22 protein-coding genes are annotated in these 22,131 nt (G+C 65.9%); 11 read left to right on the plus strand and 11 right to left on the minus strand.

Annotation, left to right across the window (positions count from 1 at the left end):
- Positions 1-51 precede the first annotated feature (51 nt).
- The 7 genes from atpE to AC06FA_RS01115 all read left to right on the plus strand — a co-directional run bounded on the left by atpE (position 52) and on the right by AC06FA_RS01115 (position 5,885).
- Positions 52-357 (plus strand): F0F1 ATP synthase subunit C, encoded by a 306-nt coding sequence (gene atpE, locus AC06FA_RS01085; protein ID WP_005411133.1) that lies wholly within the window; start codon positions 52-54, stop codon positions 355-357.
- Between the two features lie 107 nt (positions 358-464).
- The gene (locus tag AC06FA_RS01090; protein ID WP_108750366.1) at positions 465-935 is read left to right on the plus strand and encodes a F0F1 ATP synthase subunit B; all 471 of its coding nucleotides are present in this window, start codon (positions 465-467) and stop codon (positions 933-935) included.
- A 2-nt stretch (positions 936-937) separates the two neighbouring features.
- Positions 938-1,465, plus strand: coding sequence for a F0F1 ATP synthase subunit delta (locus tag AC06FA_RS01095; RefSeq protein WP_108750367.1), 528 nt, complete (start codon positions 938-940; stop codon positions 1,463-1,465).
- A 44-nt stretch (positions 1,466-1,509) separates the two neighbouring features.
- Complete coding sequence (gene atpA, locus AC06FA_RS01100; protein WP_108750368.1) at positions 1,510-3,057, plus strand: F0F1 ATP synthase subunit alpha; 1,548 nt, start codon at positions 1,510-1,512, stop codon at positions 3,055-3,057.
- Between the two features lie 95 nt (positions 3,058-3,152).
- Positions 3,153-4,016 carry a F0F1 ATP synthase subunit gamma gene (atpG, locus tag AC06FA_RS01105; RefSeq protein ID WP_010481324.1) on the plus strand — a complete coding sequence of 288 codons (864 nt, stop codon included), beginning with the start codon at positions 3,153-3,155 and terminating at the stop codon, positions 4,014-4,016.
- A 37-nt stretch (positions 4,017-4,053) separates the two neighbouring features.
- Positions 4,054-5,460 (plus strand): F0F1 ATP synthase subunit beta, encoded by a 1,407-nt coding sequence (atpD, locus tag AC06FA_RS01110; protein ID WP_308157449.1) that lies wholly within the window; start codon positions 4,054-4,056, stop codon positions 5,458-5,460.
- Positions 5,461-5,462: 2 nt separating this feature from the next.
- Positions 5,463-5,885, plus strand: coding sequence for a F0F1 ATP synthase subunit epsilon (locus AC06FA_RS01115; RefSeq protein WP_005419509.1), 423 nt, complete (start codon positions 5,463-5,465; stop codon positions 5,883-5,885).
- A gap of 243 nt (positions 5,886-6,128) precedes the next feature.
- Here the strand turns inward: AC06FA_RS01115 and AC06FA_RS01120 are convergent, their stop codons facing one another.
- Positions 6,129-6,515 carry a GtrA family protein gene (locus tag AC06FA_RS01120; protein WP_478066747.1) on the minus strand — a complete coding sequence of 129 codons (387 nt, stop codon included), beginning with the start codon at positions 6,513-6,515 and terminating at the stop codon, positions 6,129-6,131.
- A gap of 81 nt (positions 6,516-6,596) precedes the next feature.
- Between AC06FA_RS01120 and glmU the strand changes: the two genes are divergently transcribed.
- Together glmU and AC06FA_RS01130 are read left to right on the plus strand one after the other, a co-directional pair.
- Entirely contained in the window at positions 6,597-7,964 is a 1,368-nt protein-coding gene (gene glmU / locus AC06FA_RS01125) for a bifunctional UDP-N-acetylglucosamine diphosphorylase/glucosamine-1-phosphate N-acetyltransferase GlmU (protein WP_478066748.1), read from the plus strand.
- Positions 7,933-8,466 (plus strand): GNAT family N-acetyltransferase, encoded by a 534-nt coding sequence (locus AC06FA_RS01130; protein WP_478066749.1) that lies wholly within the window; start codon positions 7,933-7,935, stop codon positions 8,464-8,466. The genes glmU and AC06FA_RS01130 overlap by 32 nt, the downstream gene beginning before the upstream one ends.
- A 51-nt stretch (positions 8,467-8,517) precedes the next feature.
- Here the strand turns inward: AC06FA_RS01130 and AC06FA_RS01135 are convergent, their stop codons facing one another.
- From AC06FA_RS01135 to AC06FA_RS01160, 6 genes are all read right to left on the minus strand, one after another.
- Positions 8,518-9,879 carry a sensor histidine kinase gene (locus AC06FA_RS01135; protein WP_478066750.1) on the minus strand — a complete coding sequence of 454 codons (1,362 nt, stop codon included), beginning with the start codon at positions 9,877-9,879 and terminating at the stop codon, positions 8,518-8,520.
- A complete protein-coding gene (locus tag AC06FA_RS01140; RefSeq protein WP_478066751.1) occupies positions 9,876-11,222 on the minus strand; it encodes a sigma-54-dependent transcriptional regulator in 1,347 nt (448 codons plus the stop codon). The genes AC06FA_RS01135 and AC06FA_RS01140 overlap by 4 nt, the downstream gene beginning before the upstream one ends.
- A gap of 105 nt (positions 11,223-11,327) precedes the next feature.
- Complete coding sequence (locus AC06FA_RS01145; protein ID WP_478066752.1) at positions 11,328-12,545, minus strand: ABC transporter permease; 1,218 nt, start codon at positions 12,543-12,545, stop codon at positions 11,328-11,330.
- Positions 12,546-12,565: 20 nt separating this feature from the next.
- On the minus strand, positions 12,566-13,867 hold the full coding sequence (locus AC06FA_RS01150; protein ID WP_478066753.1) for an ABC transporter permease: 1,302 nt from the start codon (positions 13,865-13,867) through the stop codon (positions 12,566-12,568).
- Positions 13,868-13,877: 10 nt separating this feature from the next.
- Entirely contained in the window at positions 13,878-14,600 is a 723-nt protein-coding gene (locus AC06FA_RS01155) for an ABC transporter ATP-binding protein (RefSeq protein WP_108757225.1), read from the minus strand.
- A gap of 24 nt (positions 14,601-14,624) precedes the next feature.
- Positions 14,625-15,908 (minus strand): efflux RND transporter periplasmic adaptor subunit, encoded by a 1,284-nt coding sequence (locus tag AC06FA_RS01160; protein ID WP_478066754.1) that lies wholly within the window; start codon positions 15,906-15,908, stop codon positions 14,625-14,627.
- 201 nt (positions 15,909-16,109) lie between these two features.
- On the opposite strand from AC06FA_RS01160, the gene glmS reads away from it, so the two are divergent.
- On the plus strand, positions 16,110-17,948 hold the full coding sequence (glmS, locus tag AC06FA_RS01165; RefSeq protein WP_108772280.1) for a glutamine--fructose-6-phosphate transaminase (isomerizing): 1,839 nt from the start codon (positions 16,110-16,112) through the stop codon (positions 17,946-17,948).
- Positions 17,949-18,557: 609 nt separating this feature from the next.
- Here the strand turns inward: glmS and AC06FA_RS01170 are convergent.
- The 4 genes from AC06FA_RS01170 to AC06FA_RS01185 all read right to left on the minus strand — a co-directional run bounded on the left by AC06FA_RS01170 (position 18,558) and on the right by AC06FA_RS01185 (position 20,987).
- The gene (locus tag AC06FA_RS01170) at positions 18,558-18,959 is read right to left on the minus strand and encodes a hypothetical protein (RefSeq protein ID WP_478066755.1); all 402 of its coding nucleotides are present in this window, start codon (positions 18,957-18,959) and stop codon (positions 18,558-18,560) included.
- 444 nt (positions 18,960-19,403) lie between these two features.
- Positions 19,404-20,213: a hypothetical protein gene (locus AC06FA_RS01175; RefSeq protein ID WP_478066756.1), complete on the minus strand. Its 810-nt coding sequence runs from the start codon at positions 20,211-20,213 to the stop codon at positions 19,404-19,406.
- Between the two features lie 24 nt (positions 20,214-20,237).
- The gene (locus AC06FA_RS01180; RefSeq protein WP_108750447.1) at positions 20,238-20,684 is read right to left on the minus strand and encodes a 3-dehydroquinate dehydratase; all 447 of its coding nucleotides are present in this window, start codon (positions 20,682-20,684) and stop codon (positions 20,238-20,240) included.
- A gap of 3 nt (positions 20,685-20,687) precedes the next feature.
- A complete protein-coding gene (locus tag AC06FA_RS01185; RefSeq protein ID WP_478066757.1) occupies positions 20,688-20,987 on the minus strand; it encodes a hypothetical protein in 300 nt (99 codons plus the stop codon).
- Positions 20,988-21,342: 355 nt separating this feature from the next.
- Here AC06FA_RS01185 and AC06FA_RS01190 point away from each other — a divergent pair, with 355 nt between their 5' ends.
- Complete coding sequence (locus AC06FA_RS01190; protein ID WP_478066758.1) at positions 21,343-22,071, plus strand: TorF family putative porin; 729 nt, start codon at positions 21,343-21,345, stop codon at positions 22,069-22,071.
- Positions 22,072-22,131 lie beyond the last annotated feature (60 nt).

Here is a 22,131-nt window from a genome sequence, read left to right on the forward strand (position 1 = left end):
CAACCTTCATCCGTTTCATCACCCTTAGCAACTTAGTTCCTGGAGATAACCATGTACTTCGCCGTCCTGACCAACTTCGCGCAGATTCAGAGCTCCACCGCCCTTGCCGTCGGCATCATGATCGGCCTGGCCGCGCTGGGCGCCGGTCTGGGTCTGGCCATCATGGCTGGTAAGTTCCTGGAGTCGGCCGCCCGCCAGCCGGAACTGATCCCGGTCCTGCAGGTCCGCATGTTCATCACCGCCGGCCTGATCGACGCCGCGTTCATCATCTCGGTCGCCGTCGGCCTGCTGCTGGCCTTCGCCAACCCGCTGTCGGCCGCCTTCGCTGGCGCCGTCACCAAGGCTCTGGCCGGCTGATACAGCGGTTTGAGACGACCGGGTGCTGATGCACCCGGTTTCGGATGAAGGTCCGGGTGCGCCGCTCCGGCGGCGCATCCACCCCGAAACCAGCGATCGAGCTAACCATGAATATCAATTTCACCCTTCTTGCGCAGGCGCTCGCCTTCGCTGGTCTGATCTGGATCATCGCGACCAAGATCTGGCCGCCGCTGATGAACGCGATCGAAGAGCGCCAGCAGAAGATTGCTGAAGGCCTCGCCGCTGCCGACCGCAGCCAGAAAGATCTGGCCCAGGCGCAGGAAAAGGTCAACGAAGCACTGAAGGACGCACGCACCAAGGCCAACGAGATCATCGACCAGGCCCACGCGCGCGCCAACCAGATCGTCGACGCTGCCCGTACCGAAGCGATCACCGAAGCCACCCGTCAGAAGGAACTGGCCCAGGCTGAAATCGACGCCGCCGCCAACCGTGCCCGTGAAGATCTGCGCAAGCAGGTGTCCGCGCTGGCCGTGACCGGTGCCGAAAAGCTGCTCAAGCGCGAAATCGACGCCAACGCCCACAAGGCGCTGCTCGACGAGCTGGCCTCGGAGATCTAAGGATGAGCCAGGCCCTCACGCTTGCCCGCCCGTACGCCCGCGCCGCCTTCGCGACCGCGCGCGACGAAGGCACGTTCGCGCCGTGGTCGGACGCCCTCGCGTTCTCCGCCCACGTCGCCGCCGACCCGCGCGTGGCGGCCCTGCTCGCCAACCCGGAGCTGGGTCGTGACGACGCCGTCGCCCTGCTGGCGCCGGTGAACCACGGCGAAAGCTACTCGCGTTTCCTGGCCATCCTGGCCGAATCGCATCGTCTGCCGCTGCTGCCGGAAATCGCCGGCATGTACGACGCCCTGCGCGCCGAAGCCGAACACGTGGTCAAGGCCACCGTGACCTCGGCCGCCGAACTGTCGGCCGGCGAGCTGGACGCGATCAAGGTCGCGCTGCGCAAGCGCTTCAACCGCGAGGTCGATGTGACCACCGCGGTGGATGCCTCGCTGATCGGCGGCGCCGTGATCGATGCCGGCGACGTGGTCATCGATGGTTCGCTGAAGGGCAAGCTGGCCCGTCTGCAGACCGCGCTCGCTAACTGAATTCATTTAACGTCCGGCCCCGCTGCCGGCACTAGGACTTGACGATGGCAACCACGCTCAACCCCTCCGAAATCAGCGAACTGATCAAGAACCGCATCGAGAAGGTCAAGCTGGCCGCGGAATCGCGCAACGAAGGCACCGTGACCAGCGTGTCCGACGGCATCGTGCGCATCTTCGGTCTGGCCGACGTGATGCAGGGCGAAATGATCGAACTGCCGAACAACACCTTCGCCCTGGCCCTGAACCTGGAGCGCGACTCGGTCGGCGCCGTGGTCCTGGGTGACTACGAGCACCTGCGCGAAGGCGACGTCGCCAAGACCACCGGTCGCATCCTGGAAGTGCCGGTCGGTCCGGAACTGCTGGGCCGCGTGGTGAACGCCCTGGGCGAACCGATCGACGGCAAGGGCCCGCTGGGCACCGACGTCACCGCCCCGGTGGAGCGCGTTGCTCCGGGCGTGATCTGGCGCAAGTCGGTCGACCAGCCGGTGCAGACCGGTTACAAGTCGGTCGACTCGATGATCCCGATCGGCCGTGGCCAGCGCGAGCTGATCATCGGTGACCGCCAGACCGGCAAGACCGCCATGGCCATCGATGCGGTGATCAACCAGAAGGGCACCGGCATCAAGTGCGTGTACGTTGCGATCGGCCAGAAGGCTTCGACCATCGCCAACATCGTGCGCAAGCTGGAAGAGAACGGCGCGCTGGCCCACACCATCGTGGTGGCCGCTACCGCTTCCGAATCGGCTGCCATGCAGTACATCAGCGCCTACTCGGGCTGCACCATGGGTGAGTACTTCATGGACCGCGGCGAAGACGCGCTGATCGTGTACGACGATCTGTCCAAGCAGGCCGTGGCCTACCGCCAGATCTCGCTGCTGCTGAAGCGCCCGCCGGGCCGTGAAGCCTACCCGGGTGACGTGTTCTACCTGCACTCGCGCCTGCTGGAACGCGCTGCCCGCGTGTCCGAGGAATACGTCGAGAAGTTCACCGAAGGCAAGGTCACCGGCAAGACCGGTTCGCTGACCGCGCTGCCGATCATCGAAACCCAGGCCGGCGACGTGTCCGCCTTCGTTCCGACCAACGTGATCTCGATCACCGACGGCCAGATCTTCCTGGAAACCGACCTGTTCAATGCCGGCATCCGCCCGGCCGTGAACGCCGGTATCTCGGTGTCGCGCGTCGGTGGCTCGGCCCAGACCAAGATCATCAAGAAGCTGTCGGGCGGCATCCGTATCTCGCTGGCCCAGTACCGTGAGCTGGCTGCGTTCGCGCAGTTCGCCTCGGACCTGGACGAAGCGACCCGCAAGCAGCTGGAGCGCGGTCAGCGCGTTACCGAGCTGATGAAGCAGAAGCAGTACGCGCCGATGTCCATCGCCAACCAGGCGCTGTCGATCTACGCCGTCAACGAGGGCTACCTGGACGACGTGCCGGTCAACAAGCTGCTGGCGTTCGAAGAAGGCCTGCACGCCCACTTCGCCAACACCCAGGGCGAGCTCGTCAGCAAGGTCAACGCCACCGGCGGTTGGGACAACGACATCGAAGGTGCCTTCAAGAAGGGCATCGCCGAGTTCAAGACCACCGGCAGCTGGTAATCGCGGTCCTGTAGAGCGGAGCCATGCTCCGCTGGACCAGATGACAAACGGTTGAACAACGCGGGGCAACAGCCCCGCGCCACGGGAAACAAGAGATGGCAAGCGGACGCGAAATCAAAACCAAGATCAAGAGCGTGCAGAACACCCGCAAGGTGACGCGCGCCCTGGAAATGGTCTCGGCCTCCAAGATCCGCAAGGCGCAGGATCGGATGAAGACCTCGCGTCCGTACGCGCAGGCGATGAAGCAGGTGATCGGCCACCTGGCCCAGGCCAGCACCGATTACCAGCATCCGTTCCTGGTCGAGCGTGAGCAGGTCAAGCGGGTCGGGTTCATCGTGATCTCCTCCGATCGCGGTCTGGCCGGCGGCCTGAACAACAACCTGTTCCGCAAGATGCTGGGCGAAGCCAAGGCATGGCAGGACAAGGGTGCTGAAGTGGACCTGGTGACCATCGGCCAGAAGGCATCGACCTTCTTCCGCCGCGTGAAGGTCAACATGGTCGGCAGCGTGACCCACATCGGCGACGTGCCGAAGCTGGAATCGCTGATCGGTGTGATCAAGGTCATGCTCGACGCCTTCACCGAAGGCAAGGTCGACCGCGTGTACCTGGTCTACAACCGCTTCGTGAACACCATGGTGCAGAAGGCCAGCTTCGATCAGCTGCTGCCGCTGCCGCCGGCTGAAAAGCAGGTCGCCCACCATGACTGGGACTACCTGTACGAACCCGATGCCGCGACCGTGCTCGAGCACGTGATGACGCGTTACATCGAATCGCTGGTGTACCAGGCACTGCTGGAAAACGTCGCCTCCGAACATGCCGCACGCATGGTCGCGATGAAGGCGGCGAGCGACAACGCCAACAAGCTGATCGGTACCCTGCAGCTCGTCTACAACAAGGCGCGCCAGGCAGCGATCACCCAGGAAATCTCCGAAATCGTCGGCGGCGCGGCAGCAGTCTGACCGCGTTCGTTCAAAGCACACATTAGAGGATGCAGCAATGAGTCAGGGCAAGATCGTTCAGATCATCGGCGCGGTCGTCGACGTCGAATTCCCGCGTGAGTCGGTGCCGAAGGTGTACGACGCACTGAAGGTTGAAAACACCGAAATCACCCTCGAAGTCCAGCAGCAGCTGGGCGACGGCGTGGTGCGTACCATCGCCCTCGGTTCCACCGACGGCCTGAAGCGCAACCTGGTGGCCGTCAACACCGACCGCGGCATCTCCGTGCCGGTCGGCGCTGGCACCCTGGGCCGCATCATGGACGTGCTGGGCCGTCCGATCGACGAAGCCGGCCCGGTGGCCGCCAGCGACAGCTGGGAAATCCACCGTGCGGCCCCGTCGTACGAAGACCAGAGCCCGGCCACCGAACTGCTGGAAACCGGCATCAAGGTCATCGACCTGATGTGCCCGTTCGCCAAGGGCGGCAAGGTCGGCCTGTTCGGCGGCGCCGGCGTCGGCAAGACCGTCAACATGATGGAACTGATCAACAACATCGCCAAGGCGCACAGCGGTCTGTCCGTGTTCGCCGGCGTGGGTGAGCGTACCCGTGAGGGCAACGACTTCTACCACGAAATGAAGGACTCCAACGTCCTGGACAAGGTGGCGATGGTGTACGGCCAGATGAACGAGCCGCCGGGCAACCGTCTGCGCGTCGCCCTGACCGGCCTGACCATGGCCGAGTACTTCCGCGACGAGAAGGACGAAAACGGCAAGGGTAAGGACGTCCTGCTGTTCGTCGACAACATCTACCGCTACACCCTGGCCGGTACCGAAGTGTCGGCACTGCTGGGTCGTATGCCGTCCGCCGTGGGTTACCAGCCGACCCTGGCCGAGGAAATGGGCGTTCTGCAGGAACGCATCACCTCGACCAAGAACGGTTCGATCACCTCGATCCAGGCCGTCTACGTTCCCGCGGATGACCTGACCGACCCGTCGCCGGCGACCACCTTCGCCCACCTGGACTCGACCGTCACCCTGTCGCGTTCGATCGCCTCGCTGGGTATCTACCCGGCCGTCGATCCGCTGGATTCCACCAGCCGCCAGATGGACCCGCTGGTCATCGGCCACGAGCACTACGACACCGCCCAGCGCGTCCAGCAGACCCTGCAGAAGTACAAGGAACTGAAGGACATCATCGCCATCCTGGGCATGGACGAACTGTCCGAAGAAGACAAGCAGGCCGTGTCGCGCGCCCGCAAGATCGAGCGCTTCTTCAGCCAGCCGTTCCACGTGGCCGAAGTGTTCACCGGTTCGCCGGGCAAGTACGTGCCGCTGAAGGACACCATCCGTGGCTTCAAGGCCATCGTCGATGGCGAGTACGACCACCTGCCGGAGCAGGCGTTCTACATGGTCGGCGGCATTGAAGAAGCGGTCGAGAAGGCCAAGAAGATGGCTGAGAAGGCCTGATCATGAGCACCATTCGTTGCGACATCGTCAGCGCTGAACAGGAAATCTTCCGTGGCGAAGCGACCCTGGTCGTGGCGACCGGTGAGCTGGGCGAGCTGGGCATTGCGCCCAAGCACGCCCCGCTGATCACCCGACTCAAGCCCGGCAAGGTCGTGGTCACCACGCCGAACGGCGAGCAGCTGGATTTCGCCATTTCTGGCGGCATCCTGGAAGTGCAGCCGCAGGTAGTGACCGTGCTGGCTGACACCGCCATCCGCGCCCAGGACATCGACGAAGCCTCGGTCCGCAAGGCCAAGGAAGAAGCCGAGCGCATCCTGGCCAACCGTGGTGAAGCGATGGAAGTGGCCGAAGCCCAGCAGAAGCTGGCCGAAGCCGTGGTCCAGCTGCAGGCCCTGGAACGTCTGCGCAAGAACCTGAAGCACTGAGGTTCATCCGCAGCACCCACGAAAACGCCGGCCCAGTGCCGGCGTTTTTGTTTGTGGCATCCCGGAAGAGCAGTCGACCAACGGTCGACTCTACCGGGTAGGTTTTTCCATGGCGCCGACGGGGTAGAGTCGACCGTTGGTCGACTATCGCGCGCAGCGCGGGTTTTCAGCGGCATCCCGGAAGAGCAGTCGACCAACGGTCGACTCTACCCCGTCCCCCACACCCGGTCGGGGTTTCAACCTTCAGCGGTATACCACATACCGCATCAACACGAACGATACGCACGCCAGCCCGCCTTCCACCAGCGGCTTGGCCAGCCACGCGTACTGCAGGCCCAGCGCATGGTCGGCGGCGGCCACCAGCAACGAACTGGCCGCGGTCAGCAGCAGCCACAGCGGCAGGAAGCGTGCGAACCGCCGCCAGCCCAGCCGCTGGCGGCCCTGGCCATCGACGAACGTGTAGCGGCCGTTGAGCCAGAACCCCAGCAGCATGCCGCCCACGCGCCCGGCCACGTTGGCCGGCACTACCGGCATGCCCGCCGCCGTGCAGGCGACGAACAGCAGCCAGTCCAGCAGCAGCTGGGCCAGGCCGACAACAAGGTAGGAACGTCCCTGGCGGAACAGGCTCATGGCGGACCGGTGCGGCAATGGATGCCCATGTTAACGGCCTGCGTTCTAGAATCGTCGGCAACGACCTACGGATAGCCGCCCATGACCCAACCCCTGCACGTGATCATTCTGGCCGCCGGCGCCGGCAAGCGCATGAAGTCGGTGCTGCCCAAGGTGCTGCAGCCGATCGCCGGGCAGCCGATGCTGGCGCATGTGATCGCCACCGCGCGCGAACTGCAGCCAGCGGCGATCCACGTGGTCTACGGTCATGGCGGCGAAGCCGTGCGCCAGCGCTTCGCCGACCAGCCGGATCTGCTCTGGGCCGAACAGGCGCAGCAGCTGGGCACCGGCCACGCCGTGGCCCAGGCCATGCCCGAGGTGCCCGATGCCGCGCAGGTGCTGGTGCTGTACGGCGATGTGCCACTGATCCGCGCGCAGACCCTGCGTGATCTGCTGGCGCAGCCCGGCCGCCTGGCAGTGCTGGTGGCCGAGATGGACGACCCCACCGGCTACGGCCGCATCCTGCGCGATGCAGAGGGCAAGGTCGGCGCCATCGTCGAACAGAAGGATGCGGACGAAGAACAGCGCCGCATCCGCATCATCAACACCGGCATCATCACCGCCGAATCGACCGCGCTGCGGCGCTGGCTGTCGCAGCTGTCGAACCGCAACGCGCAGGGCGAGTACTACCTGACCGATGTGTTCGCCTTCGCCGCGCATGAGTACACCCCGGCGGAGATGGCCCTGGTGGCCGACGCCCAGGAAGCCGAAGGCGCCAACGATCCCTGGCAGCTGTCGCAGCTGGAACGCGCGTGGCAGCGTCGTGCGGTGCGCGCCCTGTGCACCCAGGGCGCACGCGTGCTCGACCCGGCGCGCGTGGACGTGCGTGGCCAGGTGACGGTGGGCAGCGACGTGCAGATTGACGTGGACGTGATTCTGGAGGGCACCGTAGTGCTGGCCGATGGCGTAAGCATTGGTCCGTTCACCCGCTTGAAGGACGTGAAGCTGGGGCCGGGCACCGAAGTGCGCGCGCACTGCGATCTGGAAGGCGTGGTCACCGAAGGCGCCGCACAGATCGGGCCATTCGCGCGCCTGCGCCCGGGCACGGTGCTGGCCGATGGCGTGCACGTGGGCAACTTCGTGGAAACCAAGAAAGTCACCCTGGGCGTGGGCAGCAAGGCCAACCACCTGACCTACCTGGGCGATGCGGTGATCGGCAGCAAGGTGAACATCGGTGCCGGCACCATCACCTGCAACTACGATGGGGTGAACAAGTCGACCACGACCATCGGCGACAACGCCTTCATCGGGTCCAACAGTGCGCTGGTGGCGCCGGTGCTGATCGGCGAGGGCGCCACCATTGCGGCAGGTTCGGTCATCACCCGCACCGCACCCGATGGCAAGCTGACCCTGGCGCGCGCACGACAGGAAACCATCGATGGCTGGAAGCGCCCGATCAAGAAATCCTGAGCCACGTGTGCCGCACGCCGATGAGCTCGGCGTGCTGCCAGGCATCGAACAGCGCGCCGGCGAGCTGCTGAAGGGCCATGACGCCTACCAGGTGTTTGCCGGGCATGGCCTGGATCTGCCTGCGCTGCACGAAGGTCTGCAGCGCCGGCAGCTGTGGGTGGTGGATGCGGCCGACGGTGGAATCGCCGGTTACCTGCTGGCCGGTGAACTGGCAGGTGAGTTCCATGTGCTGCAGATGGATGTGGATCCCGCGCACGCGCGTCGGGGCCATGGACGTGCGCTGTTGCGCCACGCGCTGGCGATGGCCAGGGCCGACGGCTACGCGGCAGCTGTGCTGACCACGTTGAGCGATGTGCCGTGGAACGCGGCCTTCTACGCCAGCGAAGGATTCGTCACGGTGCCGGAAACGGAATGGGGCGTCGGCCTGCAGGCCGTGATGGCCGAAGAGGCTGCGTTGGCGTTTCCGATGCATCTGCGGGTCGCGATGCGTCGCGTGCTTTAGCGGCCGACCTTGGTCGGCCCATCCACGCCACGCGTGGATACGCTCCGCCGATCAACCCACCGGCAGCAGGATCGACACGCACAAGCCGCCTTCACCGCGGTTCTGCAGCGACACCCGCCCGCCATGCGCTTCCACGATCTCGCGGGTCAGCGCCAGGCCGAGCCCGGTGCCGTTGCGCTTGGTGGAATAGAACGGCATCAGCGCGTTCTGCAGCACCTGCTCGTTCATGCCCTTGCCGCGGTCCAGCACGTCCAGCCGCAGCCACTGCGGCAGCCGGGTCAGCTGCACCTGCACATCGTCATTGGGCGGCTCGGCCTCGGCGCAGGCTTCATGCGCGTTCTTCAACAGGTTCAACAGCGCCTGGCCGAACTGCGCGATATCGATGCGGCTGCTCAGGTCTTCGCTGGGCGGGTGTTCCATGGTGAATGGAATCTGCTGGCACAGGCTGGACAGGAACGGAGCCCAGTGCACGGTCTGCAGCTGTGGCTGCGGCAGCTTGGCAAAGCGCGCGTAGCCGCGGATGAAGCCTTCCAGATGGCGCGCGCGGTCTTCGATGGTGCTGAAGATCTCGGGCAGGCGGTCGAAGCGCTCGCGCTTGACCAGTTCGCCGCCGGAATGGGCCAGCGAGGCGATCGGCGCCAGCGAGTTGTTCAATTCGTGGCTGATCACCCGGATCACTTTCTTCCAGGTCTGCACTTCCTGTCGGCGCAGTTCGGCGGTCAGCAGGCGCACCAGCAGCAGATCGTGCGGGCGACCGTTCAGATGGAATGCGCGCCGCGACAGGTGATAGACCTGCTCGTCGTCCTCATCCACTTCGGCACCGTCTTCCACCTCGGGGCGCACCGCGAACAGACTGTCGCCGCCGCGCTCGATGGCATCGCGCAGTTCCACCGGCATCTGTTCCAGCACATCCTGCAGCCGCTGGCCCTCCAGCTTCCAGCCACCGTGCAGCAGCTTGCGTGCGGCCAGGTTGGAAAACACCACGCGTGCAATGCCATCGCCGCCCGCGGCAATCAGCAGCATCGCCACCGGTGTGTTCTGCACCATGGTGTCCAGCAGCAGTTCGCGCTGCACCAGGCCCTGGCGCTGTTCGCGCAGCACATTGCCCAGTTCGCGGTGGGCCTGCACCAGATCGCCCAATTCGTCGTTGCCCGGCCAGTGCACGCTGAAGTTGTACTCACCATCGCGGTAGCTGCTGGTGGTCCCGGCCAGCGCCCGCATCAGTGACCGCACCGGAGCGGTGGCACGCCGCAGCGCCCACCACATCAGCGCCAGCAGCAGTACCGTCGACACCAGGGTGATCACCCAGCCGTGGTCCAGCCAGTAGGCCAGCAGCCACGGCAGCGCCGCAGCCAGTGCCAGCACCGGCAGCAGGCGCAGGAACAGGCGGAAGGTGAACGAGCGCCGCTTCATTCGCGCGGAATGCCGTGGCGGTCCATGCGGCGGTACAACGCCTGCCGGCTCAGACCCAGTTCGGCGGCGGCCTGCGCGATCACGCCGTGGTTGCGCGACAGCACCTCCTCGATGCGTGCGCGATCGGGATCATTGCCGGTGCTCGGTGCCGGGCGCGTGGCGGCCGGCGCGCGGGGCAGGTTCAGATCGGCCACTTCGATGCGTGGGCCGCTGGCCAGCAGTTCGGCACGCTGGATGACGTTGCGCAGTTCGCGCACATTGCCCGGCCACGGATGGCGCTGCAGGGCCGCAGCGGCAGCGCTGGACAGTGGCTTGCCGGCGGTCAGGAAACGCTCGGCCAGCGGCACGATGTCGCCGGGCCGCTCGGCCAGCGGCGGCAGCGCCAGCTCGACGGTATTCAAACGGTAGTAGAGATCCTCGCGGAAGCTGCCCTCGCGGATCATCGCCGGCAGGTCCGCATTGGTCGCGCTGACCACGCGCACCTTGACCTGCCGCTCGCGGTTGGAACCCAGCCGTTCGAAGCGGCCGGTTTCCAGCACCCGCAACAGTTTCATCTGCCCGCCCAGGGACAGGTTGCCGATCTCATCCAGGAACAGCGTGCCGCCGTCGGCCGCTTCGAACTTGCCCTCGCGTGCCTTGTTGGCACCGGTGTAGGCCCCGGCTTCGGCGCCGAACAGTTCGGCCTCGATCAATTCCGACGGCAGTGCGCCGCAGTTCACCGCCACGAACGGGCCCTTGGCCACCAGCGAGTTGGCCTGGATGATCTGCGCGATCTTCTCTTTGCCGGCGCCATTGGGGCCGGTGATCAGCACCGGCAGTTCCGAGCGTGCGACCTGGCAGGCCAGGGTGATGACACGTTCGCTGGCCGGATCGGCGACCACCGCGCCGCAGAGATCGTACTTCGCTTCCAGGGCGCTGCGCTGGCGCTGTTCGCGCGCGCGGCGCTGGTCCAGTTCGCGGCGCGCCTCGGACAGCTCCAACAGGTTGTTCACCGTGGTCAGCAGCTTGCGGTCGTCCCACGGCTTGGCCAGGTAGTCGGCCGCACCGGCCTTGACCAGGTCCACCGCACTGCTCAGGTGGGTCCAGGCGGTCAGCAGGATGACCGGCAGATCGGGGTGGCGCGCGCGGATCTGTGCAAACAGCGCTTCGCCTTCCTCACCGGAGGTGGTGTCCTCGGTGAAATTCATGTCCTGGATGACCAGGTCCACCGGCTGCGATTCCAGCAGGGCCAGCCCTTCTGACGGGCTCTGCGCCTGCAGCGTGTCGATGTCATGCAGGGAAAACAGCACGTCCAACGCGGTGGCGACGCTGGCGTTGTCGTCGATGATCAGGATCGCAGGCATGGACGCATTCTGGAGAAGGGATGGGCAGCGCCGGGAGAGCCATGACCGGCGCTACCCATCAAGCATAGCCAAACCCGTGGCCGCGCAGGGCCGCGGGGGTACGTCTCAGGCCCCGCGGGTGGCCACGGCGGGGGGCACCGCAGCGGCGCGCCGGGCCGGCCCGAACACTGCGATCTGGCCCAGCACCCACAGCAGCAGCGCGCCCAGCGGCAGGTACAGCAGCGGCATGCGCGGCAGCTCGTACATGTTCATCAGGGCCAGGTTGATGGCGTAGGCGGCCAGCATGCCCAGCACGATGCCCAGGGTGGCCAGCAGGAAGTTCTCGGTCTGGAAGTAGCGCAGGATCTGCCCGCGGGTGGCGCCCAGGGCACGGCGGATGCCGATCTGCTTGCTGCGCTGCTGCACCCAGAAGCTGGCCAGGCCGACGATGCCCAGGGCCGTGACCACCAGCAGCGCCACGCACACCGTCACCAGCAGGCCGACCATGGCGCGGTCGTTGCTGAAGTACTTCTGGCGCTGCTCTTCATAGGTCATTTTTTCGCGCATCAGGCGGTTGGGGTCGTTGCGTTCCAGCGCAGCCACCGCAGCCTTCAGCACTTCGTCGCGGCGTTCCGGTGCGGTGCGCAGCATGTAGGTGCCGCCTTCGTCGAAGCCGCGGCGCAGCGGCAGCAGCATCGATTCGGACCAGTTGTTGGCCCAGCCGGTGGGCGTGGCGAGGGTGTCGACGATGCCGATCACATGCAGCGGCTGCTTGCCCATGTAGTAGGTCTTGCCCAGCGCATTGCCATTGGGCTCCATCTTCGCGGCGGTGGCCTGGGTGAAGATCACCGGGATCGCCTTGTCCTGCGAACCGGCCTTGCTGACCACTTCGTAGTCCCGGTATTCGTCGGGCTGGAAGTCACGCCCGGCGATCACGTTGATGCCCATCGTGCGGATGCCATCTTCGGACATCGTGTACATCGATGCTTCGGTGGTCGGCTGTTCCTGGTCCTGCTGGCGCTGGATGCTGCTGCTGGACGAGCCGCCGCGGAACGGCACCTGGTTGATGATGGTGGCGCTGGTAACGCCGGGAATGGCGCGCAGGGCAGCCAGGTCTTCGCGGGTGCGGGTCTGGCCATTGGTCTGCTTGCCGATGCCGCTGACGCGGACCATCACCAGTTCGTTTTCGGCGATGCCGCTGGGCATGCTGATCTTTTCCACGCGCTGGCTGACCAGGAACAGCGCATTGCAGACGATGGCGCAGGTCAGGGCGACTTCCAGCACGATCAGGGCGGCAGCGGTCTTGTGCCGGCGCAGGGTGCTGAGGATGGGGCGGATGTCCATGGGAGTCCTCGTTCGGGTGCTTACTGCGACTTGAGCTGGATGGCCGGGGTGACCTGCATCGCGCGCCAGGCGGGCAGGAAGCCGGCAGCAAGGCTGGCAAACAGGGTCAGGCCGATGGCCAGCAGCAGCATGCTGCCGTCCAGGTGGGCCAGCTTGGCGTAGTCCACCGGCTGCTGGCGCACCGCGAACAGCCCCAGCAGGGCCACGCCGATGCCGAGCACGCCGCCGACCACGCCCACCGCACCGGCTTCCACCAGGCACTGCAGGAAGATCTGCCCGCGGCTGGCGCCCAGCGCACGGCGCACGCCGATTTCACCACTGCGGCGCAGGAACTTGGCCAGCAGCAGGCCCACCGTGTTGACCAGGCACACGCCCAGGAAGCCCAGTGCCAGCCACAGCTGCAGGCGCACATCGCTGGGCACCGCGCCGTTGAAGTCCAGCCACTCCATCACGTTGCGCAGGCGCACGTTCGGCGGGCGCTGGAAGCGGCCGGCCTCACGCTGCTGGCTGGAGTAGTTTTCCAGGTAGCGGCGATAGTCGTCGGCCTTGGCCGGGTCAACCTCGACCCAGTACTGCAGCCAGGTGCAGGGTGCGTTCAACGAATAGCTGTTGCCATCCGGGTTCTCGCCGAAGCAGTTCATGTTGCCGCTGCTGCCCAGCTTCATCTCGAAGGACGTGCTGACCGGCAGCAGCAGGTCTTCATCCTTGCCGTAGGTGCCGGTGGTGAGGTCGAAGAACTGCGGTTCGGGATTCCATTCCTTCATGACGCCCACGATGCGGAAGCTCTGGCCATCCATGCGGATGTCCTTGCCCACGCTGTTGCCGCCCTGGTACAGCTTGTCATTCAGCGCCTTGGAAATAACCACCACGCGCGCGCGGGCGTCATCGTCCTGGCGGGTCCAGGGGCGGCCGTACTGCATGGGCACGTTGAACATCGGGAAGAAATCGGCCGAGGTCCAGCGCGTATCGATCGTGAACGGCTGCAGGGTGCTGTTGTCCGGTTCGATGGTGCCGCCGCCGGCGCTCATCAACGCCTGGCGTTCGGCCTTGGCCTCGCGCAGCAGCGCCTCACCGTCGAAGCGGGTCATCTGCGAGTTGGGCTCTTCGCCGGGCACGTAGCCACCGCGCTGGCCCGGGTCCACCTGCACGTAGAACAGGCGATCGCTCTTTTCCGGAATCGGATCGCCGGAGAGCACGTGGAAGACAGTCAGGGTGGTCATCGATGCACCGATGCCCAGCGCGATGGCCACCACCATCAGTGCGGTCAGTACCTTGTTGCGGCGGAAGCTGCGCGCCGCCAGGCGGGCGTAGTAGGCGAACATGGTCAGGCCCTCACTCGTTCACGGCAACGATGCGGCGCGGGGTGGCCAGCACCGGCTCGCGCACCAGGTCGGTCACCTGGCCATCGACGATGTGCACGTTGCGCTGTGCACGCGCGGCCAGTTCCGGGTCGTGGGTGACCATGACGATGGTGGTGCCGGCGGCGTTGATCTCTTCCAGCAGCTCCATCACCCCGCGTGCCATCTGCGTGTCCAGGTTGCCGGTCGGTTCGTCGGCCAGCAGCAGGCGCGGGCTGCCGGCCAGGGCACGGGCAATCGCCGCGCGCTGCTGCTGGCCGCCGGACAGTTCGTTGGGGTAGTGCTTCATGCGCGAGCCCAGGCCGACCTGGGTCAGCGCCTTCTCGATGCGCTCGCGGCGCTCGTTGGCGCTCATTTTGCGGTAGCGCAGCGGCACGTCCACGTTGTCGAACAGGTTCAGGTCGGGAATCAGGTTGAAGCCCTGGAAGATGAAGCCGATCTTCTGGTTGCGCAGGCGGCTGCGCGCATCATCGCCCAGCGTGCTCACGTCCTGGCCGTCCAGCAGGTAGGTGCCGCTGGTGAAGGTTTCCAGCAGGCCGGCGATGTTCAGGAAGGTGGTCTTGCCGGAGCCGGACGGGCCGGTGACGGCCACGAATTCGCCTTCCTTCACCTGCAGTTCCAGCGAGCGCAGTGCATGGGTTTCCACCTGTTCGGTGCGGAAGACCTTGGCGACCGAACGCATTTCGAGCATGTACATGGGGTGTCCTCTCTCCAGGATGTGTCAGTTGACGGAGACGCGTTCGGCGTCCTTGAACAGGTCGCTGCCAGAGACCACGATGCGGTCGCCCGGCTGCACACCCGACTTGATTTCCACTTCGCCCAGGCTGCTGACGCCCAGTTCCACCGGCCGGCGCACCGCAGTGCGGCCGTCCATTACGTAGGCCATGCCGTTGCCCTGTTCCACGAACGGGCCACGCTCGACCTTCATTACGTTCCTGCGGGTATCCAGCAGCACGCGCACCGACATGCGCTGGCTCTGGCGCAGGCCTTCGGGCTGTGCGGCGGCAAAGCGCACGCGGGCGTTCACTTCACCGTTCACCACTTCCGGCGACACCGCGCTGATCTCACCGGCGAACGGCTTGCCGTTGCCACCGGTCAGCTGCGCCGGCATGCCGATGGCCAGGTCGCGGGCGAAGCTTTCCGGCACCTTGATCTCCACTTCGAACTTGGACAGGTCCACCACGCCCAGTACCGGCGCGTTGGCCGCCAGGTTGGTGGCCTGGGTGGCCTGCACCTGGCCCACCTGGCCATCGAACGGGGCGCGCAGGGTCAGTGCGTCCACCTGGCGCTGCACTTCGGCCACCACGGCCTTCTGGCGGTCGGCCAGCAGGCGCTTGTTGCGCGCATCCAGGTCGGCGCCCTGGCTCTGCAGGCGGGCGTCGGTGGTGGCGTTGGCCAGAGTGATGTCGGCCTTCTTCAGGGTGTCCTGGGCCTTGGCCAGGTCGATCTGCGGCACCGCGCCGCCGTCGTAGCCACGCTGGTAGCGCTGCAGGTCGCGGTCGGCAGCCTGCCGTTCGATGCTGGCCTGGTCGGTTTCCTTGCGCGACTTGGCGCGGGCCAGGGTGGCGTCCAGCGCGGCGCGGCTGGCTTCGGCTTCCAGGCCGGCCAGGGTGGCCTGTTCCTGGGCCAGCTTGCTGCGCAGTTCCGGGCTGTCGATGATCGCCAGCTCCTGGCCCTTCTTCACCACGTCACCGGCCACCACCTTCAGGTCCACGGTGCCGGCCGAGATGGCGTAGAGGGTGGGGCTGTTGGCGGCGATCACGCGGCCGTCGGCGGCGATGTCGCGCACCAGGTCGCCGCGCTGCACTTCGGCAATGCGCACCCGGCTGCTGTCGAAGGAGCGGCTGGCATTGGACCAGGCATGTACCGCCCAGCCGATGGCGGCCAGCAGGGCAAGCCCGCCCAGCACCGGCCAGCGGTAACGGCGCAGGGCGGCGCCCGAGCGCGAGGTGCCGGCCGGGGCGGAGGAAACGATCTGGTCCTGGGCAGAGGTGTCGCGGATCATCGGGTACGTGCCTGTCGGTGGTAGCCCATACCAAGCACGTGGCGTGCCAACTTTTTGGTGTTATGAATCAGTGATTTAGCGATCCGTGATCGGTGTCCGGGTGTCCGCGGACACTGTGGCGGACACTTTCATTTAGCGGACAGGCGGGGGAGGGCAGGCACCCACGCTAGAATGCGGACACCGTCTTCAAGGAAACGCGACATGTGTGGAATCGTAGGTGCGATCGCTGATCGCGATGTGGTGCCGGTGCTGATCGAAGGACTGAAACGACTGGAATACCGCGGCTACGATTCTTCCGGTATTGCGGTGATCGACCAGGGCGAGCGCCCGGACGTGCGCCGCGTGCGCCGCACCGGCCGTGTTTCGGAAATGGCCACCGCCGCCGAGGCCGAAGGCTTCAACGCCAGCCTGGGCATCGGCCACACCCGCTGGGCCACCCATGGCGGGGTGACCGAGGCCAATGCACACCCGCACATCAGCCACGGCGTGGCGCTGGTGCACAACGGCATCATCGAGAACCACGAAGAGCAGCGCGAGAAGCTGCGCGCGCTGGGCTATACCTTCGAGTCGCAGACCGACACCGAAGTGATCGCGCACCTGATGCACCACCACCTGAAGGGCGGCGACAGCCTGCTGGGCGCCCTGCAGCGCACGGTGAAGGAACTGACCGGCGCCTACGCCCTGGCCGTGGTCAGCCGCGCCGAACCGGACCACTTCGTCTGCGCGCGCATGGGCTGCCCGCTGCTGGTGGGCCTGGGCGAGGGCGAGAACTTCGTCGCGTCCGATGTCTCGGCCGTGATCTCGGCCACGCGCAAGGTCATCTTCCTGGAAGAGGGCGACACCGCCGATATCCGCCGTGATGGCGTGCAGGTGTTCGACGAACACGACCAGCCGGTGCAGCGCGATACCCACCTGTCCGACGTGTCGCTGGCCTCGCTGGAACTGGGCCCGTACCGCCACTTCATGCAGAAGGAAATCCACGAGCAGCCGCGCGCGCTGGGTGACACCATCGAAGCGGCGATCGACGCCGGTGGTTTCCCGGCCGAGCTGTTCGGCAAGAATGCCGAAACCGTGCTGGCCGGCATTGAAGGCGTGCAGATCCTGGCCTGCGGTACCAGCTACTACTCGGGCCTGACCGCGCGTTACTGGATCGAATCCATCGCCGGCCTGCCGTGCAGCGTGGAAATTGCCAGCGAGTACCGCTACCGCGCCGCGTATGCCAATCCCAAGCACCTGATCGTGACCATTTCCCAGTCCGGCGAAACGCTGGATACGATGGAAGCGCTGAAGTACGCCAAGTCGCTGGGCCACACCCACACGCTGTCGATCTGCAACGTGCCGGAAAGCGCGATTCCGCGCGCCAGCGAACTGGTCTGCTACACCCGTGCCGGCGCCGAGATCGGCGTGGCGTCCACCAAGGCGTTCACCACCCAGCTGGCCGCGCTGTTCCAGCTGACCGTGGTGCTGGGCAAGCTGCATGGCCGGGTGGACGCGGCACAGGAAGCAGAATACCTGGAACAGCTGCGCTTCCTGCCGGGCAGCGTGCAGCACGCCCTGAACATGGAACCGCAGATTGCGGCCTGGGCCGAGCGTTTCGCCCGCAAGAGCAGCGCGCTGTTCCTGGGCCGTGGCCTGCATTACCCGATCGCACTGGAAGGTGCGCTCAAGCTGAAGGAAATCACCTATATCCATGCCGAGGCCTACCCGGCCGGTGAGTTGAAGCACGGCCCTCTGGCGCTGGTGGACGAAGACATGCCGGTGGTGGTGATCGCGCCCAACGACAGCCTGCTGGAAAAGGTGAAGTCGAACATGCAGGAAGTGCGCGCGCGTGGCGGCGAGCTGTTCGTGTTCGCCGACCAGGACAGCAACTTCAACGAGTCCGAAGGCGTGCACGTGATCCGCACCCCGCGCCATGCCGGCGTGCTCAGCCCGGTGGTGCACACCATTCCGGTGCAGCTGCTGGCCTACCACACCGCGCTGGCACGCGGCACCGACGTGGACAAGCCGCGCAACCTGGCCAAGAGCGTTACGGTGGAATAAGCCGGAAGGGCCTGTGGTCGCCGCGCACGGCGGCCCGGCCCGCATCGGGCCATGCGTGGCAGGCATGGGTAGCGCCGGGCCATGCCCGGCGGTGAGCGATATTCCGGCGCGACGGTTTCGGCCTGAACGCCAGCGTCTACGTGGGCCGTTCCCGCCGTGTGGTGTGGCTGATTCATGAGTGAACAGAAGTGGACCTCAGCGCTGGAAACCCTTGAGGCCCGGTAGGGCTGCGTTCCTTCGCCTGCCCACATCCTCGCGCACGCCGGGTTCGACAGAGGGCGGTACTTGATCGCCCCAAACCCAAGCATTAGGTTGGTCCCAATACACCCGCCACGCCTCTGCCGCGCACCGTCGCGACACGCTCAAATTGGCGGGTTTTTTTTTATGCTCTTGGGCTTGCTGTCGTGATTCCACGGAGCGCGGCGAGCAAACCACCTCGCCTGACAGCGAGGGCGGCGGACAGTGCGTGGTTGCAATGCCGGTGGTAGCTCTAGTGAAAACGCCGGCGGGCACGTGGCCCCCACGCACCGCCCGCCATAACTGCGCGGGCAGAAAAGCAGCACTACACGGCCACCATCGGTAGCGCCGGGCCATGCCCGGCGGACTGCCTCAGGCCGCGTGCACCTGCACATCCACATATTCGGCCAGGCCACGACAAGCCAGCAGCAGGCCTTCGCGCACATCGTTGCCGACCTGCTGCGCTTCGTCACCATCCACGCGGACGCGCTCGCTGGCGTGCAGCAATTCCAGCAGCAACGTCAGCCCGGCGTTGGCGCGATTGATGCGCGCCAGCGCCATGCACTGGCCGCTGCTTCGTCCCTTGCGCTGCAGCGGCTGGCCATCGGCAGCGTCTACCTGGCGGATGCGCTGCAGGCTGCCCAGCAGGGTGATGCCAACATCGGTCTGCTGGGCGGCAAGCGTGGTTTCCAGCGGCTGGGCAAGTTCATCGGGCAGCGTGTTGGCGGCTTCGCCCAGTGTGGCGAACAGGTACGGGTATCGCGTTGTGCTCATGGCGGCTTCCTTCTGCATGCGGCGAAGAAGCCACCCCGCTTAACAGCGAGGGTGGCGGACGGTGCGTGGTTGCAATACCGGTGGAAACGTAGTGAAACGCCGGTGGGCCGAAGCCCCCACGCCCCGCCCGCCATAGATAGGCGAGCAGATTGTCTGCCGGCGCCACCCACAGGGAATGGGCGACGCCGGCAGACCAGCTTTACTACGTTTATCAAACGGGATTGCAAGCCCGTGCCACCCGTTTTCGGTGGCCCCACATGTTTCGCACGGCTGGCCTTGGCCGCCAATGAGGAAAGTTGGAAAGATCGAAAACGTTGCAATACGCGGATGCGCTGCAGGTGCACGACGCGGAGCGCCGATTGCGACATCGCTTGCCGACGGTTCGTCGAGCATGGCTCGACGCTACCTGCGCTCGGTCAATGAACCGCAGGTAGCCCTGTCGCATCAGGATGAGGCAGCCGGGGCAGGCCCACAGCGCTCGGTGGCCGGTTGGCCATCCAGCGTACTGCGCACCAGCATGTCCACCTCGCGCCAGCTGCGCAGCGACGTGGCGTCGTAACCGTAGCTGACTGCCATGCGACCGCGTTTGAAGCTGACTTCGCAGCGTTCGCTGTCAGGGCGGGTGCCCGGTTCGGCCGTGCAGCGGCCCTGGAACGGGAATCCCTCGGGCCGATAGTGGGCTTCGTCGGCGGCGATGTAGTTGAAGTTCCGGGAAAAGTAATCCGGCTCACCCTGCAACATGATGAGCCCGTACTCCGGGTGTGGGGTCCGTTCACGCCATGCCTGCGTGGAAAAGTCTGACCAGATCGGCGCATCAGCGGGGTCGCATTCAAGCGTCACGTCGATGGATGATGCCACTGCGTCATCCAGGCAGCGGTGCTGCACGCGATCCACGCTGTCGAGGATCATGACGACCGCCGATTTATCGGTGGACGGCACGTTCTTCAGCCGGAGCTTCACGCCATTGGCCGGAAATGCGGGGGTGCCCACTGGGCGCGGCTCGGCCCAGTCCACGCGGATGTGCTGGCCACAGTACGCCAGCACTCCCTGGCGCAGCTCGCCGTTGTCATCTTCGGGGACGGTGAGCAGCGACGCCAGGCTCTGTTCGGGGAGGTAGCGCTGCATGGCCGCCTTCTGGGCGGCATGTTCCCGGTACCCGGCCCATGCCAAGGCCACCAGGGCCAGACTGGCCAACGCAACGCCTGCCTTGAACATGGGAATCTTCATGGCCGCGATGATCAGATCGACCCTCACGGCTGTCAACCTGCCGGGCGCGGCTCAGGTGCCCACGTGGAAGCGATTGCTGTCTTCGGCCAGCCCCAGGTGCTCCAGCGCGATCTCCAGCCCCAGCGCATAACTCTGCGCACCGTAGCCACTGGCCACCGCCAGCCTGCGCCCCGCGCCGGCGGGAATGCAGGTCTCGCGCTGTGCGCCATCGTCGTGCACTTCCACGTAGGCGTTATGCAGGTGCGGCAGCAGGCGCTGCAGGCGGGCGCTGTCGGCGCACGCACCGGGGTCGAGCAGGGTGATCTCGCCGCGGCTGTGGTCGGCCACGCGCAGTGCGTCCAGCAGTTCCTGTTCGGAACCGCACGCGCGGATGGCGATGGTGGTGCCGGCGTCGATGGCGCGCTCCACCAGGGCCTTCAATACTGGGCTGGGCAGCGGTGCAGCGGTGCGGATCAGGCGACCGCTGGCTTCCGGGCCGCGAATGATGAAGATCGACATGGCTCAGGCCTCCATGGCCAGACGGTGGCGGATGATGCCCAGCGAGAGCGGGTAGCCGCCCTGCGCGTTGCGATGGTCGACCACCACGGCTGCCGGCGCGTGCTGCAGGCGCAGCCGCGATTGCAGGTCCAGTTCGCAGGTGGCCTGCACTTCGATGTACTGCGCCGGCAACTGGTCCAGCGCGTGGCCCAGCGCGGCGGCCTGTTCGCACCACTGCTGCTCGTCCACGGTGCCCAGTTCCAGCACCACCCAGTCGCGGGGCTGGGCGTCGATCTGGCACAGACACTGGCGAATCTCTTCCACGCCACTGCAGTCCCTGCACACCATGGGGTGGTTGCCCAACTGCGTGGGCAGGCTCGGCGGCACACTGGCGGGGGTTGCGTGGCGAATCACAATCACGGTCATGGCAGTTCTGGTTTCACACCCTGCGGTGCGGTGATGCCATGGTCGCGGTGGGCTGCGTAAAATCGCCAGCCGCCTTTCCCGTGCCGGGCATAAAATCAGCGTAATGCGCTGCTGCGCGCCGCAGCGCCGCCTGCCCGGCGTGAAAAATTTATGCGGATTTTACGCGGCGTATCAGCGCGGGAATGGGCTTTTTACAGGCATCGATTCGACAATTTCGCATCGGCTGAACAGCCATCCTGTGAGTTGTCATTCCATGTCTCTGCACCTCTTTCCGGGCCAGCCCATCAGTGCCCAGGTCATTGCCACCCGTACCCTGGCCGGTCTGGTTCTGTTCGCCGGCGCGGCCTTCAGCAGCCACGCGGCCACCGTGTCCGGCTCGGCCGCCATTGCCAATGATTATGTGTGGCGCGGTTCCAGCCAGACCCAGGGCGACGCGGCCGTGCAGGCCGGCTTCAAGGCCAGCGCCGAATCGGGCTGGTATGCGTCGGTGTGGGGTTCCAATGTCGAATTCGCGCCGGACACCCATGCCAGCAGCGAGCTGGATTTCATTGCCGGCTGGTCCGGCGGCCTGTCCGACGACTGGGCGCTGGACGTCAACCTGACCCACTACCGGTACCCGTCCACCACGGTGGATCTGAATTGGACCGAGTTGAACAGCACCGTGACCTGGAAGCAGAACTACTGGCTGCAGGTGGCGTACTCGCCGGATGCACTGGCCACCGATGAGCGCGGCGTGTACGCGCAGCTGGGCGCACGACTGCCGGTCAGCGACAGCGTGCGCTTCGAGGCCGCCGTGGGCCACTACTGGCTGGAAGACGCCTACAACGACAGCTACACGCACGGCCAACTGAGCGGCATCTGGGCCTTCAAGGCGCCGTTCGAACTGCGCGTGACCGCGCATGCCACCGATTCGGCGGCCAAGCGCATCTTTCCCGATCTGGCAGGTTCGCGCGTCGAAGCCGCGCTGCAGGCGTCGTTCTGAACTGAGTCCGGCATCGCCGGCGTGCGCCTTTGCGCACACAGCGATCCAACCACAACAAGG

The sequence above is a fragment of the Stenotrophomonas sp. Steno-C17 genome (assembly GCF_056393165.1).

Excerpts from the sequence above, each read along its gene's own strand:
- atpE (WP_005411133.1), top strand. The coding sequence starts at position 52 with ATGTACTTCGCCGTCCTGACCAACTTCGCGCAGATTCAGAGCTCCACC.
- AC06FA_RS01090 (WP_108750366.1), top strand. The coding sequence starts at position 465 with ATGAATATCAATTTCACCCTTCTTGCGCAGGCGCTCGCCTTCGCTGGT.
- AC06FA_RS01095 (WP_108750367.1), top strand. The coding sequence starts at position 938 with ATGAGCCAGGCCCTCACGCTTGCCCGCCCGTACGCCCGCGCCGCCTTC.
- atpA (WP_108750368.1), top strand. The coding sequence starts at position 1,510 with ATGGCAACCACGCTCAACCCCTCCGAAATCAGCGAACTGATCAAGAAC.
- atpG (WP_010481324.1), top strand. The coding sequence starts at position 3,153 with ATGGCAAGCGGACGCGAAATCAAAACCAAGATCAAGAGCGTGCAGAAC.
- atpD (WP_308157449.1), top strand. The coding sequence starts at position 4,054 with ATGAGTCAGGGCAAGATCGTTCAGATCATCGGCGCGGTCGTCGACGTC.
- AC06FA_RS01115 (WP_005419509.1), top strand. The coding sequence starts at position 5,463 with ATGAGCACCATTCGTTGCGACATCGTCAGCGCTGAACAGGAAATCTTC.
- AC06FA_RS01120 (WP_478066747.1), bottom strand. The coding sequence starts at position 6,515 with ATGAGCCTGTTCCGCCAGGGACGTTCCTACCTTGTTGTCGGCCTGGCC.
- glmU (WP_478066748.1), top strand. The coding sequence starts at position 6,597 with ATGACCCAACCCCTGCACGTGATCATTCTGGCCGCCGGCGCCGGCAAG.
- AC06FA_RS01130 (WP_478066749.1), top strand. The coding sequence starts at position 7,933 with ATGGCTGGAAGCGCCCGATCAAGAAATCCTGAGCCACGTGTGCCGCAC.
- AC06FA_RS01135 (WP_478066750.1), bottom strand. The coding sequence starts at position 9,879 with ATGAAGCGGCGCTCGTTCACCTTCCGCCTGTTCCTGCGCCTGCTGCCG.
- AC06FA_RS01140 (WP_478066751.1), bottom strand. The coding sequence starts at position 11,222 with ATGCCTGCGATCCTGATCATCGACGACAACGCCAGCGTCGCCACCGCG.
- AC06FA_RS01145 (WP_478066752.1), bottom strand. The coding sequence starts at position 12,545 with ATGGACATCCGCCCCATCCTCAGCACCCTGCGCCGGCACAAGACCGCT.
- AC06FA_RS01150 (WP_478066753.1), bottom strand. The coding sequence starts at position 13,867 with ATGTTCGCCTACTACGCCCGCCTGGCGGCGCGCAGCTTCCGCCGCAAC.
- AC06FA_RS01155 (WP_108757225.1), bottom strand. The coding sequence starts at position 14,600 with ATGTACATGCTCGAAATGCGTTCGGTCGCCAAGGTCTTCCGCACCGAA.
- AC06FA_RS01160 (WP_478066754.1), bottom strand. The coding sequence starts at position 15,908 with ATGATCCGCGACACCTCTGCCCAGGACCAGATCGTTTCCTCCGCCCCG.
- glmS (WP_108772280.1), top strand. The coding sequence starts at position 16,110 with ATGTGTGGAATCGTAGGTGCGATCGCTGATCGCGATGTGGTGCCGGTG.
- AC06FA_RS01170 (WP_478066755.1), bottom strand. The coding sequence starts at position 18,959 with ATGAGCACAACGCGATACCCGTACCTGTTCGCCACACTGGGCGAAGCC.
- AC06FA_RS01180 (WP_108750447.1), bottom strand. The coding sequence starts at position 20,684 with ATGTCGATCTTCATCATTCGCGGCCCGGAAGCCAGCGGTCGCCTGATC.
- AC06FA_RS01190 (WP_478066758.1), top strand. The coding sequence starts at position 21,343 with ATGTCTCTGCACCTCTTTCCGGGCCAGCCCATCAGTGCCCAGGTCATT.